Below are 14498 nucleotides of genomic sequence, written 5' to 3'. Positions count from 1 at the left end.
AATCTCACAGCGACGCACCTGACAAAGAGAGTTGAGGAAACAAGCCGTAGTCATTAGTATTTGTAGGGTGCGTCGCCATAAAAAATCCCTAAATCCAATCGACAATCTCACAGCGACGCACCTGATACTTAGGGTGCATGGAAACAAGTCATTTTTTTTCGCAGCCATATTTTTCATAAATGGTATTAATCATCAAGCGGCGGATGATAGCGCTTCAACCAACAGCTACCGATGATCACCAACGCTACCACAACAATCATTTCCGTCCAAAAAAATGACAGGAAATCGCTAGCAGTTCCCACTGGCGGAACTCCCGGTTGAGAGTTGCGAATGCCGGGAAAAGCAAACAGCATCACACCTGTCCAACTCAACATTCCGACTTCCGGCAACTTGCCAGATTTCATCACCTTTAATGCTAGCAACAGCGCCATGATTGACAGCACCCACATGATCACAATAATCACCAAGGAAAAGAATTTTACCGGAATCGATCGCGTGGCTGAAACATCGATATAAATAAATATAGATGAATTCTCTTCCATCGGCTTATAACTGATATCGAAGCCGGGAACATCGGCATTAAATTTAAATTCCAGCGGCACAGGATTTAGTTGGAAGGGAGCAAACTGTTTGCCAATTGAAGCCAGCGGGTCAATTGAAATAGCTACTTTAGCAATGTGCGTGTCAAACGGATAATTGTTGATTTTTCCCTTGACTAAGTTAAACTTTAATGCCGGGACAATCATCGGTTTGCCTTCTTTAAAGCTAATTTCCGAATCTTCTACATTCGCGCCGTTAACTGTCATTAACAAGTCTTGAGCTGGGTAAGTAGGCCCTTTTTTATAAATACCTTTAAGCTCGAACTGCAAGCGGGTTTCTAATTCGTTTTTAATCGGGTCTACGCCAATTACGGTCATTTTGACCTCAACCAAGCCTTTGGGGGCTACAGCGGTATCTGGAGAGGGGCTGTAAGGCTCTTGGGCATTAGCATTGTGAGAGTAAATAGATAAGATAATTGCCAAACTTACGGCGAGGCTGCAAATTAAAATAAGTATTTTTTTGATATTTGATTTGTTGACAGTTTGCATTAATTAGGGATATTTTATGTATTGACTTGTTGTTAGTATTCCCCGCAATACAAAAGGTTCGTAGTGAGGACTTTAGTCCTCTGACGGATGCGGACTAAAGTCCTCACTACAAACCTATTTTATCTTAGTTCTCGGGAAGCAGTACGTTTGGTGTAAAGCTGCCGTGCAAACCGTAGGGAATGTGCTGTTTTAAATGCAGGCGCGCTAGGGGGCCTTTGGTGATGTCGCGGGCATCTAGAATCGCTAAGGTCGATCGATGATTAGCCGCATCATACATCAAAACCAGCAGCCAACCGTCATCTTCAGCCCTTGCAGCCTCAGGCGAGACGGCTGAATCACGGGGAACAAAAACTGGTTCACCAGCAAAGCCGCGCGGCGCGACACTCCAAACTTGCCTTTCACCCGTGTGGAAATCTATTTTAAGAATAGCTTGCAAAGGAGCATTCCCAGTGGCAGAGTCAGCGGCGCCGATATAAAGATATCGGTAAGGTTGTCCGACATTATTCGGATGCAAAGTCGGAAACTCGCAACACCGAGTTTCCACAACTTGATGCTGCACGGTTTTGTCTTGCAGATTTAACTTGAACCGCCACAACTCGCCCGCTGGAATGGTGTCAAAATCAATCTCCAGAAAATCGCCGTCATGTTCGACAGTGGGAAATGATTCGTAGCAAACTGAATCTACAAAAACTTCGCCGTTTTCTTCCCAGGCGTTGCAGTGGTGGAACACAAAACAAGGTTCGGTTTCTAATATTTTTACCTCGTCAGTGCCGTTGCGCGGAATTAAAATTGCCTGGGTGGGCTTGTTTGGCGAAAATTTAATGCACTGCGCTGCACTCCGAAATCCTAACAGGAAAAGTAGGGGATTGAAGCTGACAGGATTTTGGAAGAATATGCAGTAATTCTCGGTAATTACCATGTCGTGTAGGAAGGCAAAACCCGGGATTGCATGGGCGTGTTTCTGCAATAGTTTGCCAGTTTCGTCGAGTTCGTAAATCGTGATTGTACTTGACAAACCGGGCTTGACGGAAAAGTTGATTAATCTGTCTCCTTTGCCATTTTTCCCTTTTTCAATTCTGGGGTGGGCGGCGAAGGCTTCACCGGGTTGTAAGATGCCGTCTAGGGTGTCTAATCCGAGGGTTTCTAGGCTGCGGGGGTCGAGTCTGTAGGGCTGTGCTGCTTCCCAGAGTGCTAGCAGTTTGTCGCCCCAATAAATGATGTTGGTGTTGGCGATGTTTTTGATTTTGACATCAAAGATGTTGGCTAACCAGCCTCCGGGTTTCTGTGTGCCGAATACGCCTCGGTGCAGGATTTTTCCGGCTTTTTGTTCGGCGAGGTAGCCTTCGGTGTGCACGAATCGGTTGCGGAAGTGGGCGCGTTTTTGGGAAATTGCGATCGCACAAATCATGCCGTCGCCGTCAAAGGGGTGGTGGATGCGCGATCCGTTGACATCCAATAATCCGGGCCCGTTACGAAAGAATGTGCCTTGTAAGCCTTCTGGGATCTCGCCTTCGATGTTGTCAATCCAGTAGTCGGCTTCGTTGGGTTGGGATTCGTAGCCACGCTGCCAGTCTTTGCGATCGTATGATAAGTTTGGGGCTACTGTTTTGGCTGGGGAAGTTTGTAAGTTTTGCATTGGTAGAATAAGCTTTTATTGATTTAACCGCAGAGGGCGCAGAGAGCGCAGAGAGAAAGAAAGAAATAAAGGAGAGAAAAATAGCAGAAAGAAAACTATCAAGATATTCGCAGTCTATTTTCTTCCTTCTTCCTTCTTCCTTCTTCTTTCTTCTTTCTTCTTCCTTCATTTGCTTTCTACGGTGCGGGTTTCGGGAATTGATGTCGGTACTAAGTCGGGAAAGTATTCGGGCATGAAATGCTGTCCGCCCGGTTTTGCACAGCCCAGTTCGGGTTCTAATACTGGGAGAGATTGTTGGTAGTTTGGATCGCCGCTTTCTGTGCTTTCTGCCGGGAGCCAGTTTAAGAAGGGGAGGGGTAGCAGTGTGGAGAGGTTGGCGATGACTACTAGCAGCCAGAGGTTGTCGAAATTGCGATCGGTAATTCCGAGCCAGTGTGTCAAAATTGCACCGCCTTCGTAGGAAATAATTCCTGCTAAATTGGTGACAGACATCAGCACTGCAAATAAGGTTGCTTCGACGCCTGGAGGACACAACCGCGCTGATAGTACCAGCACGGGCATATAAGCAATTTGTCCGATTACTGTCAGGATCAGGCTGTCTCCGATGCTGAACCATTGGTCGTCAATTCCTAATGCTCGGTTGGCATGAGTTACTAATAATAATGTAGTCATGCCCAAGGCACTTGCAATGACTGTTGACCAGCCGAAAATGACTCGAAATGGAATTGCTTTGAGGTAGCGCTGAAACAGCCAAATGCCAACGAGGGCGGCTATGCTGGTGACGAGGCGCACTCGTCCGAGAAATTCTGGCTGAAAGCCTAATTCGTTGGTGCTAAAAAAGAAGAAGGCGGAGTCCGAGCTTGGTGTGGATTGCCACAGAAATAGAAAGGCGGTGGGCAACCAAATTGTTTTTTCGGCAACAGCTTGCCGCAGTTGTTTGAGTTGGTCTTTTACTGTTTCAAAGTCGGTTCTTTTGTTGACTTTTTCTTCGGTAATTAACCAGGCTGTTGTTGATACGATTAGCGGGAAAGATGCAGTGATTAAAAAGATGGTGTGGGTGCTGAAGTGTTGCAGCAGGGAACCGCTGAGGTAAGCGGTAATTAGTCCGCCAATGGCTGATGCGCCCCAAGACAAGGATTGCAGGGAACCGGCGTCGCTAACTGTTTCCTTTCTCGCTCTTTCTACTACTAGGGAGTCGGCGATTACGTCGCTGACGGCTAGTGAAACGGAACTTAGGGCGATCGCCCCTGTGGCCGCTAAGGGCGTGTGTACGACTGTGGCCATCCCCACCCATGCTGCCGTTCCCAACAGCCCCGAGAGGACGATATAAGGCCGTCTGCGGTAGCCGAATATGGGCAACCCGTCGGACATGAAGCCGAACAAGGGTTTGATAATCCAAGGTATGGCGACGACGCCCAGCATGGCTGAGACTTCGGCGGGAGTCATGCCGAGTTCGTCTTTGAGGAAGAAGCTGACGGCTAAGCGGGCTAGTCCGAGGATGCCTTGGACGAAATAAATCAGTAAGATGGCTATGAGTTCCGGGGTTGGCTCATTCCCGAAGAATACTTTTTCTTTTAAGGATTCTTTGAGTTTGCTGGCGCCAGAGGGGGAAAGGAGCATTTGAGCAATATTTCTTAATGAATCTCAATATTTATAACACATTCTTAATGAATTGACAGTTGACGGTTGTGACGGTTGTCAGTTGACGGTTGACAGAAGTCCAAGGGAAGCAAGGGTTTCAGCAATTAGCACTTGGACGATCGCCAGGAGAGCTTGCTACGATTGTAATTAATCTGAATTTAAGGATTTTTTGTATCAATGAAAGCAGAAATCAGAATTTTCTCTCTGGCAGTAACTTGGATTTTAGGAGCGGGGGCTCATTTAGCCTTGGCTTTACCTGTTGCTAATCAGCAAGGAGATTATACGGGGCTGCTGGCGAGACAGCGGGGCAACAGGCAGGTGAATTGGGTGGTTGTTGACTCGGATTCTCAAGGGTTAAATTGCCGGATGGCTCAGCGATTTAGATCTGTTTCTGTAGATGCTCTTGATGCACCAGATGAGTTATTTGAAAAAAATAAACATAATGTTTCGCAGTGGCCTGTGGTGACCACTTTTCGGCGGGGACAGCGCTTGCAAGCGGTGACTGGAAATAATGCTAATCAAATTATGATTGCTGACTCTCAGGGTAAGCCTTGGTTGCCGATTTCCACTGATAAGGGTAATTGTTTTGTGCGGGCGAACAGCCGTTTTGTTAAACCGATTCGTGAAAATCCTACTACTTTGAAACCTTTGGAATAGAGAAATGAACCGCGAAGGCGCGAAAAACGCGAAGGAAGAGAAAGAAGAGAAGGAGTTTTGTATGATTATTCATCCTAATAATGTCCCAGAAAGTACAGGCTCAAATTATCCTCAGCAATTTAAATCTGCTGTTGCGGGAAGAGTTAAAAAACGCTTGGGTGATGCTGCGGGTTTGCAGAATTTTGGGGTAAATTTGGTGAGGTTGGCGCCGGGAAGTTGCTCTGCTCTTCGACATTGGCACTCTCGTCAAGATGAGTTAGTCTATGTTCTGGAAGGGGAAGTTACTCTGATTACAAATTTGGGTGAGCAATTGCTAAAATCGGGTATGGCGGCAGGTTTTCCGGCTGGAGATGCTGACGGGCATCATTTGGTGAATCGCTCGAATGCTGATGTTGTTTATCTGGAAATTGGCGATCGCACTCCTGATGATTCAGCAAGTTATCCCGATGATGACTTAATCGCGAAAGCGGGCGATAATGGTTGGATTTTTACGCATAAAAACGGCGAGATTTACTAAATATCAAGGGTTATTAGCCCCCTTCAGGTGCGGGCGGATTGTTTTTATGGAGAGGTTTAAATCCCCGTCTTAAAAACCTCGCACTCATCTGTCAACTGTCAACTGTCAACTGTCAACTGTCAACTGTTTATGAGTCAAGTTAATCTTTGGAGTTCTGCGGAACACGCTTTGTGGTATCTTGCTAAGGCTGATGGTATTCCTCACCGCACTGAGGGTGAGGCGGTTTTGTTGGAGGAAGTGCCGAAAGATGTCAAGCGGATTCTGGATGTGGGTACGGGTGATGGGCGGTTGTTGGGTTTGCTGAAGTGCGATCGCCCGAATGTTGCATCTGTGGCGATCGACTTTTCGCCAACTATGCTGGAAAAAGCCCGCATTCGCTTTGCTGATGACAATACTGTCACGGTAATCGAGCACAATTTTGACGCACCTCTGCCGGATTTGGGCAAGTTTGATGCGATCGTTTCTAGTTTTGCCATCCATCACGTAGAGGACGATCGCAAACGTTCGCTTTACGCCGAGATTTTCGAGCTTTTGGAACCCGGAGGCATTTTTTGCAATTTGGAGCACGTAGCGTCCCCAACAGAGGCTTTGCATGAGAAGTTTCGAGAGGCACTCGGTATCAGCAAAGAGGGTGAAGATCCTTCTAATAAATTGCTGGATGTGGAAACACAACTGCGCTGGTTTAGAGAAATTGGTTTTGACGATGTAGACTGTTATTGGAAGTGGCGGGAACTCGCTTTATTAATTGGGGTGAAACCAATCGCATCGCAATAATATTAGTTCGATAGTAAGGCGTGCATCTGCAAGCAAATATGCGTGTAGGGGCGAAGCATGACCGCAATCAATATGAGATTATAACTAATAACTTATATGCGGTCATGCTTCGCCCTCTTCAAAAACCAGATGCACCCGACTGTTCGGACTTTAGTCCTCTAAATCTGCGGACTAAAGTCCTCACTACAAACCGTTTTTGTCGCTCGAAGTCGAGACTCGCTGTGTCTGATAATGAACCTGCACCGCATTTGCACCTCCTTTCTAGCTTTGAATTGGGATGGAATGGTTTGAATCTGATTTATGAGCTAGAACCTGCTGACGAAATGCCGGAAACTGATTTAGAACACCACTTTATTCTCATCGCTGAAAATGATTTTCGGGCGAGTTTTATGTTGAATGGAAGTTTGCAAGAGGTAGATTACGCCAGCGGCGATATTGCGATTATTCCTGCTACTCAAACTATTCCGAGAACATTTGTCGATCGCGAAGTTCCATTAATTGAGCTGTTTCTCGCCCCTGAAATGCTGGCGCGCGCTGCTTTTGACTCTGTGGATGCAGATAAAATTGAGTTGGTGCCGCAGTTGCATCTACGCGATCCGTTAATTCAGCATATGGCGCTGGCTTTGAAGCAAGAATTAGCAGCCGGAGGCGCAGACAGTCGCCTGTATGCAGAGTCAATGGCAACAGCGCTTGCTGTGCATTTGCTGAGGCGTTATTGTTCTTTTACTCCTGAAATTAAAAACTATACGGGCGGGTTGTGCAAGTATCAACTAAGGCAAGTATTCAATTATATTGAGCAAAATTTGGATGGTAATTTGAGTTTGGAAAATCTGAGCAGTGCTGTGCAGATTAGTCCGCATTATTTTGCAAGTTTGTTCAAGCAATCTACAGGATTTACACCCCATCAGTATGTGATGAAATGCCGCATTGAGAGAGCAAAGCAGTTGCTTCGGCTGCGGGAGTTGACACTTGTAGAAATCTGCCACCAAGTCGGATTTCAAAGTCAAAGTCATTTTACCAGAGTGTTTCGCCAACAGGTTAAAACTACTCCAAAGGCTTATAGAGATGCGCTTTGAAGGTTGGGAAGATTAGGACATTTTTGGGAAGATTTGGCAAGACAGCGGCCACGGGCGATCGCTAAATTTAGTATGTACTGAGTTCGTGTCCTGTTAATTACTGGCAATCATAAGGTTTGGTTCGTAGTGAGGACTTTAGCCCTCTCTTTGATGCGGACTAAAGTCCTCACTACGAAGCAATTTTTTCATGGTGTTCGATCGGACAGGATATGAGAATTTATTGTAAGGATTCATCACGGATGAAAGGTAGTAAATTTGCTGTGGAAGGATGGAGCATTGTTGGTTTGTCGGCGCTGACAATTGGGATTATGCTTGCTGTGATTTGGCTGATTTACGGTGTTGATGAGACAGCGATGCGGTTGGCGATTCGAGCAACTGCTCGTACTTCGTGTATCTTATTTCTATGTGCTTTTGTGGCTTCGTCACTTCGCAGGCTGTGGCCCAATATATTTACACAGTGGCTGTTAAAAAATCGCCGCTATTTGGGGCTATCGATGGCTGTGTCGCATACGTATCACGCGATCGCCTGGACTGGCTTGTGGTGGGCCACTTCTGGCGCGTCGCCCGGGTTTGACCCTCTGGGGATCTTGGGCTACGTGTTCCTGTTTGCAATGACTGTAACATCTTTTGAGCGATCGGCAGCATGGATCGGTCAACGGGCCTGGAAGATTCTACACAATGCTGGAATGCACTATTTCTGGCTGGCTTTTACCTTTGAATTCGGTATCAAGATTGTTAAATCGGCGATCGTATATTTACCTTTGACAGTGTTGCTAGTTGCAGCAATGATGCTCCGCTTAGTTGCTCCGAGAATACAGAGAAAATTAGTTGGTTAGGACTTCGATCATCTCCTGTATCCTTTAATAAAACTGGTTCGTAGTGAGGACTTTAGTCCTGATTTTTGAGGACTGAAGTCCTCACTAAGAACCAGTTTCATCTGCTTGGTGTGTTAGTCCTGTGAATTAAATTAAATCCGGTACTTTAGGTTTAATTCGCCGCTCGTACCAGTTCATTAACGGGGTGGCGCTAATGCCGTGCACAATCACAGAAATTACGATCGTAGTAAAAGTAATCCAGGCAATTTTCTCGGCAGTTTCGCCTTTCAAACCGTGACCGAAAGCATAGGTAAGATAATAAATTGAACCGACGCCGCGAATGCCGAACCAACCGCAGAGCCAGCGGCTGGCGGGATGCAAGCGACTGCCAATCGTACTAATCCAAGCTCCCACAGGCCGAATCAAAAAGATTAACAATCCAGCTATTAAAAGGGCGTAGCTTCCATGTGCAACGAGAGCTTCTAGGCGCAACATGGAACCCAATATTAAAATTGTTCCTACTTCCATTAACTTTTCTATGCGCTCAGTAAAGTGCAGTTGGGAAAGCGGTTTTTCGGGGTCGCGGTAACTGCGCTGCACTACAATTCCTGCTACAAAAACTGCGAGGAATCCGTAGCCGTTGACTACTTCGGTGAGGGAATATGTGAGCAGAATTGTGCTGAGAGCGATGAAATCTTCCATTAGTTCGTCGGCGGGCCTGTAGCGTTGCAATCGGCGATCGATCCAAGTGACGGCTTTGGCTACTAAAATGCCCATGACGATACCTGCGGAACCCGCCCAAAGCAAGTCAATAGCTACCCACTGCGAAAACCAGTTCGGCCAATTGTTATCTTTTAGCGCATAAATGCCAAAATAAACAAAGGGAAAAGCTAAAGCATCGTTTAATCCACCTTCCGATGTTAAGCCAAAGCGCAATTCATCGCGATCTTCTATATCAGCTATCTGAACTTCTGAGGCTAAAACTGGATCTGTGGGTGCCAGAATTGCTCCTAGTAAAATGGCAGGGCCCCAATCTAATTTCACAAACCAATGAGCGATCGCAGCAACAGCAAAAATCGAAATCGGCATTAAAAAACCGAGCAGCCGCGCGGTGGAATTCCAGGCCCAAAGTTGTAGCGGGCGATTCATTTTTAAGCCGCAACTAAACAGAGACACAATAACTACAAATTCTGTGAGTCTTTCTAAAAATTGAGCATCGGGGCGCAATTCAACCAGCTTGACGCCGTAGGGCCCCAATCCGATACCGACAATTAGATAAATTAAGGCATAAGATACCGGCAATCGCGAAATCCATCCGGAGCCCAAGGTGACGGTGAGCAGGAGGATGCCAATCACTAGCAAATTTAGAATGTAATGATCTACCATAGCGATCGCACTTTTAATCAGCTTTAACAAGTGCAATCTTGACAGATAAAAGCTTCTGGCACATCCGCCACCAGCTAGAGTCTGCTATCCTCCGAAAGTTATATTTATGAGTTATTAGTTATGAGTTATTAGTTATTAGAAACAACAACAAACACCAAACCTAAGACAAATAACTAATGCCCTATGCCCTATGCCCTATGCCCCATGCCCCATGCCCAATAACTACCGACTTTTTTCCGTAGAGATGATGTGCAAATCTACGTGTTTGAGCGATCGCACTAACTGTTGAGTCAAAGAACCCCGAAACAGCAATTTCCAGCGTGATTGCTGGCTTTCGCCGATCACAATTTGAGTAATCCGATACTGTTTAGCTACCTCAGAAATTGCTTGTGCGATATTCGGACTTTCCACCCGCAGAAATTGGCCGTTAAATTCTTGGCAAAGCTTCTGGCAAGTTTCAACGTGCAAGCTTTCGGATTTTGTTAAGAAGCGATCGGGAGCATCCACAAACAAAGCATAAAATGGGGCATTCATGTAGTTCGCCAGCCTTGCACCCCGCCGCAGCAGTTGCAAGGAATTAGGAAAAGTCGATACGCATACTAAAACTCGTTCGTGAATGTTGCAAGATTGACCTTTTAAAGTTGCTGCATCGTCTTCAACACTATCTGCTACCTCCCGCAGCGCCAGTTCTCGCAATGCGATTAAATGACGGCGCTGGAAAAAGTTTTTTAAAGATTGTTCTATTTTTTCAGGAGCGTAGATTTTGCCTTCTCGCAACCGTTCTTCTAAGGTTTCGGGCGTGACATCAATAACGACTATTTCGTCAGCTTCTTCGAGAATGCGATCGGGTACTCGCTCTCGCACTACAACTCCCGTAATTCTCGCTACTAAATCGTTGAGACTTTCTATGTGTTGAATGTTGAGGGTAGAGAAAACATCTATCCCTGCTTTCAGAATTTCTTCGACATCTTGATATCGTTTTTCTCGCAGAGAACCGGGAACGTTTGTATGAGCCAGTTCGTCTACTAATGCTAGTTGAGGGCGGCGTACTATTAGGGCTTCAGTATCCATTTCGGTAAGTGCTTTTTCGCCGTGCAGCATTTCTTTTCGCGGGACTATTTCTAGTCCTTCGCCTTTAGCTGCTGTCTCTTTCCGCCCGTGAGTTTCTAACAGTCCAACGGCGACATCAATGCCTTCAGATTTGAGTCTGTGCCCTTCTTCCAGCATTCGGAAAGTTTTGCCGACACCGGGGGCCATTCCGATAAAGATTTTGTGCTTTCCCCGGCGGTGAGGGCGATCGTAACCGCGATTTGGTTGGGCGTAAATTGCGTCGGAATTGTTACTGAGTTCGCTAGAGTGAATCATCGCAGTTGGCAGTTGACAGTTGACAGTTGACAGTTGGCAGTTGGCAGTTGGCAGTTGATAGTTGACAGTTGACGGTTGACGGTTGACAGTCAATTACCGATTACCAATGACTACTAAGAGGGCGGGCATGGGGCACCGCCCCTACCTGACTAATGACTAATGACTAATGACTATTCACTACTGACTGCTGACTACTGACCACAGAGTATTATAAACCGTCGAGAGCCACATTTAGTTTGAGGACGTTAACTCCCGGTTCGCCGAAAATACCGAGAAATCTGCTATCTGTATTTTTGGCTACTAACATTTCGACTTGATTGAGATTGACCGATCGCACTTTTGCTACCCGTTCAATTTGCGATCGAGCTGATTCTACGCTAATGTGCGGGTCGAGGCTAGAACCGGAAGTGTAAACTAAATCCGCAGTCGGTTTGATACCAACTAAATTGAGGCGAGCCAACTCAACTTCTACCCCCTGAAAACCATCTTTTTCATTACCTCGCTTCAGCAGATCCGAGTTGCTGGGAGCCAGGTTGCTCGCTCCCGAAACGCCCGTTCTCTGACTTAAATTTTCTGCCTTTGTGGGGTCGTAATCTATTGCCGCAAAGCTGCTGTAATTTGTGGTACTGGGGCGACCCCAAAAATATTTATCCGAGCCGAAAGACTGACCGATTAACGATGAGCCGACTACAACTCCTTGGTTGGTAATTAAACTGCCGTTTGCTTGGGAATTGAAAGCAAGTTGACCGATTGCGAGCAGGATTAAGGGATAAATAATCGCTGTGATTCCCCACAAAACTAAAGTAACGCGAATAGCTCTGATTAATTCTCTCATACATGACCTCAATGAAGGAAGTTCGGCAACGGATTGTGTAACGGATTGTGTAACGGATGTCATGAAAAACTGGATGCCCGAAACCGGATTTTTGCGAAAATATTTGGTTTAGCCGCCAGATTCGGTAAAAAACCCGGTTTCTAAGGTTGACAATGGAAATGCCTAAAATCTTTCTGGCTGAAAAATCACGACAAACAAATAAACTGCTAGCCCAATAATTACTAAACCCAAAAGACTTAAACCCCACGCCGCTTTTTTGGTCAAACCTTCATCCGCAGCCGCATAAACCGCGGGTGCAATTATCAAGTTAAAGCACATTACCAGAAATAGCTGCACCGGGATTGGGTGGCGCGATCGCAGCATTTTCGCTAACTCAATTGTTTCTTGAAAGTCTCTGGGTAAAACATCATTCAGCAAATCATTCCGTTTCATGAATTCTCCTTTGTTGGGAACTAAATATCTGTCTTTCTCTTAGATTTTTTGTGGGAAAATCGAGGCATAGCCTCTGGATATGCGTTCCCAGGCAGAGCCGGGAAGAGTCATCCGTTACATCCGCCCTGCGAATCGGTAGTCGAAGTTTTTTATGCTAACCCGATCGCAGTAATGAAAACATCAATAATTTTGATGGCGATAAACGGCGCAACTGCTCCGCCCAATCCGTAGATTAAAATGTTCCGCTGCAACAGTTGATTGGCACTTAGTGGTCTAAATTTGACACCAGTTAGTGCCAGGGGAATCAAAGCGGGAATAATCAAAGCATTGTAAACTAATGCTGACAAAACCGCCGATTGACCGCTGGCTAAACCCATGATGTTTAAAGCGCCGACGGGAGCAAACATTGCGGGAATAATTGCGAAGTATTTGGCGATGTCGTTGGCTAGCGAAAACGTAGTCAGCGCGCCGCGAGTAATTAGCAATTGTTTGCCAATTGTCACTAAGTCAATCAGTTTTGTGGGGTCAGAATCTAAGTCCACCATGTTTGCAGCTTCCTTCGCCGCTTGGGTTCCGGAATTCATCGCCAAACCTACGTTTGCTTGGGCTAGGGCGGGTGCGTCGTTGGTTCCGTCTCCCGTCATTGCTACTAATTTACCTTCGGCTTGTTGCTTGCGAATTACTTCGATTTTGTCTTCGGGAGTTGCTTCGGCGATGAAGTCGTCTACTCCGGCTTCGTCGGCAATTACTGATGCTGTAATTCGGTTATCTCCGGTGAGCATGATGGTGCGAATTCCCATTTTTCGCAGTTGGTCAAACCGATCGCGAATTCCGGGTTTAATCACATCTTTCAAATAGATAATTCCGTAGGTGTCGCTACCTTGACAAACGCCTAAGGGTGTGCCTCCCAATCGCGAAACTCGCTCGTAAGCTTCATCGAGATCCGGGCCGAAATTGCCGCCGCGCGATCGCACAAAACCTTTAACCGCATCCACCGCACCCTTGCGAACTTCCGTACCGTCGGGTAAGTCCGTACCAGACATCCGCGTTTTTGCGGAAAAATCAATGCCTTCAGATCCTTGGGAGTTGGTGCGATCGAAATCCACCTGTGCGCCCAAATTCTGAGCCAAACGGACGATCGACTTTCCCTCGGGAGTATCGTCAAAAACGCTCGCAGTCAGCGCTACCTGCGCCACTTCTTGCAGCGAATGACCGTTTACCGGGATGAACTCCTCGGCTAAACGGTTGCCCAGCGTAATCGTTCCCGTTTTGTCCAAAATCAGCGTATTCACGTCGCCGCAAGCCTCCACGGCCCGCCCAGAGGTCGCTATCACGTTAAATTGAGCGACGCGATCCATCCCCGCAATGCCGATCGCACTTAACAAACCGCCGATCGTTGTCGGAATCAGCGCCACCAACAGCGAAATCAGCGTCACCACACCCACAGGAGTTTTGACATAATTGCCCACGGGCGGAATCGTCGATACCACAATCAAAAACACCAGAGTCAGCACAGCCAGCAGCACTGTCAGCGCGATCTCGTTCGGCGTTTTCGAGCGTTCAGCGCCCTCCACCAGCGCGATCATCCTGTCCAAAAACCCCTTACCGGGGTCGGCCATCACCCGCAGCGTCAGTTCGTCCGAAAGGATGCGCGTCCCGCCGGTAACGGAACTGGCGATGTCGGAACCCGGTTCCTTGAGCACGGGCGCCGATTCCCCGGTAATCGCCGATTCGTCTACGGATGCGACACCTGCGATCACTTCGCCGTCGGAAGGAATGACATCGCCTGCGATCACTTTAATTTGGTCGCCGCGTCTGAGAGATGTCGAACTAACTTCTTGAATTGAACCGTCTGGTAAGAGTTTGCGGGCTGTGGTATCTGCTTTTGTCGATCGCAGGGCATCTGCTTGCGCTTTCCCGCGCCCTTCGGCTACGGCTTCTGCAAAATTAGCAAATACTAAGGTGAAGAACAAAATAAACGTGACTAAACCGTTGAAAACTACCTGATTTTTGCCGGGAACCGGGCCGAACAGCGTGGGGTCGATCGTTAATAATGCAGTCACAATTGTGCCTACCCATACCACAAACATCACCGGGTTTTTCAGCATCACCCGAGGATCTAGTTTGATAAAAGCTTCTTTGAAAGCTCTTTGATAAAGGCCTTTAGTATTTGCTTTTGGCGTATGTTTGCGAGACTCGCGAGAGCCTCTGGAACGGGGATTTTTTGGGGAATCAGGGGTATTGGAAGTAGCCATAATTTGGAATTTTAATGAACC

At 46.8% G+C, this 14498-nt stretch carries 13 protein-coding genes; 5 read left to right on the top strand and 8 right to left on the bottom strand.

Annotated features, from left to right (window positions below):
• Positions 1 to 185: 185 nt before the first annotated feature.
• The 3 genes from JGK36_RS03420 to JGK36_RS03410 all read right to left on the bottom strand — a co-directional run bounded on the left by JGK36_RS03420 (position 186) and on the right by JGK36_RS03410 (position 4344).
• Positions 186 to 1088: a DUF4436 family protein gene (locus tag JGK36_RS03420; RefSeq protein WP_293196256.1), complete on the bottom strand. Its 903-nt coding sequence runs from the start codon at positions 1086 to 1088 to the stop codon at positions 186 to 188.
• A gap of 124 nt (positions 1089 to 1212) precedes the next feature.
• Positions 1213 to 2724, bottom strand: coding sequence for a carotenoid oxygenase family protein (locus JGK36_RS03415; protein WP_293191901.1), 1512 nt, complete (start codon positions 2722 to 2724; stop codon positions 1213 to 1215).
• Between the two features lie 165 nt (positions 2725 to 2889).
• Positions 2890 to 4344, bottom strand: coding sequence for a folate/biopterin family MFS transporter (locus JGK36_RS03410; RefSeq protein ID WP_293182782.1), 1455 nt, complete (start codon positions 4342 to 4344; stop codon positions 2890 to 2892).
• 198 nt (positions 4345 to 4542) lie between these two features.
• Between JGK36_RS03410 and JGK36_RS03405 the strand changes: the two genes are divergently transcribed.
• From JGK36_RS03405 to JGK36_RS03385, 5 genes are all read left to right on the top strand, one after another.
• On the top strand, positions 4543 to 5022 hold the full coding sequence (locus JGK36_RS03405; protein WP_293182780.1) for a hypothetical protein: 480 nt from the start codon (positions 4543 to 4545) through the stop codon (positions 5020 to 5022).
• A 4-nt stretch (positions 5023 to 5026) separates the two neighbouring features.
• A complete protein-coding gene (locus tag JGK36_RS03400) occupies positions 5027 to 5539 on the top strand; it encodes a cupin domain-containing protein (protein ID WP_293191898.1) in 513 nt (170 codons plus the stop codon).
• Positions 5540 to 5668: 129 nt separating this feature from the next.
• On the top strand, positions 5669 to 6313 hold the full coding sequence (locus JGK36_RS03395; protein ID WP_293196254.1) for a class I SAM-dependent methyltransferase: 645 nt from the start codon (positions 5669 to 5671) through the stop codon (positions 6311 to 6313).
• Between the two features lie 104 nt (positions 6314 to 6417).
• Entirely contained in the window at positions 6418 to 7389 is a 972-nt protein-coding gene (locus tag JGK36_RS03390) for a helix-turn-helix transcriptional regulator (RefSeq protein ID WP_293191895.1), read from the top strand.
• A gap of 239 nt (positions 7390 to 7628) precedes the next feature.
• A complete protein-coding gene (locus JGK36_RS03385) occupies positions 7629 to 8225 on the top strand; it encodes a ferric reductase-like transmembrane domain-containing protein (protein ID WP_293196252.1) in 597 nt (198 codons plus the stop codon).
• Positions 8226 to 8351: 126 nt separating this feature from the next.
• Here the strand turns inward: JGK36_RS03385 and JGK36_RS03380 are convergent, their stop codons facing one another.
• The 5 genes from JGK36_RS03380 to kdpB form a co-directional block, all read right to left on the bottom strand.
• The gene (locus JGK36_RS03380) at positions 8352 to 9620 is read right to left on the bottom strand and encodes a sodium:proton antiporter (RefSeq protein WP_366516529.1); all 1269 of its coding nucleotides are present in this window, start codon (positions 9618 to 9620) and stop codon (positions 8352 to 8354) included.
• 192 nt (positions 9621 to 9812) lie between these two features.
• On the bottom strand, positions 9813 to 10955 hold the full coding sequence (locus JGK36_RS03375; RefSeq protein ID WP_293182816.1) for a universal stress protein: 1143 nt from the start codon (positions 10953 to 10955) through the stop codon (positions 9813 to 9815).
• 208 nt (positions 10956 to 11163) lie between these two features.
• Positions 11164 to 11790: a K(+)-transporting ATPase subunit C gene (gene kdpC, locus JGK36_RS03370; RefSeq protein ID WP_293196250.1), complete on the bottom strand. Its 627-nt coding sequence runs from the start codon at positions 11788 to 11790 to the stop codon at positions 11164 to 11166.
• 162 nt (positions 11791 to 11952) lie between these two features.
• Positions 11953 to 12222 carry a K(+)-transporting ATPase subunit F gene (gene kdpF / locus JGK36_RS03365; RefSeq protein WP_293182768.1) on the bottom strand — a complete coding sequence of 90 codons (270 nt, stop codon included), beginning with the start codon at positions 12220 to 12222 and terminating at the stop codon, positions 11953 to 11955.
• 149 nt (positions 12223 to 12371) lie between these two features.
• Positions 12372 to 14477, bottom strand: coding sequence for a potassium-transporting ATPase subunit KdpB (gene kdpB / locus JGK36_RS03360; RefSeq protein WP_293196248.1), 2106 nt, complete (start codon positions 14475 to 14477; stop codon positions 12372 to 12374).
• Positions 14478 to 14498: the final 21 nt, after the last annotated feature.

The sequence above is a fragment of the Microcoleus sp. PH2017_35_SFW_U_B genome (genome assembly GCF_020737865.1).
GTDB lineage: Bacteria > Cyanobacteriota > Cyanobacteriia > Cyanobacteriales > Microcoleaceae > Microcoleus.
This window is presented reverse-complemented; position numbering and strand designations above follow the sequence as displayed.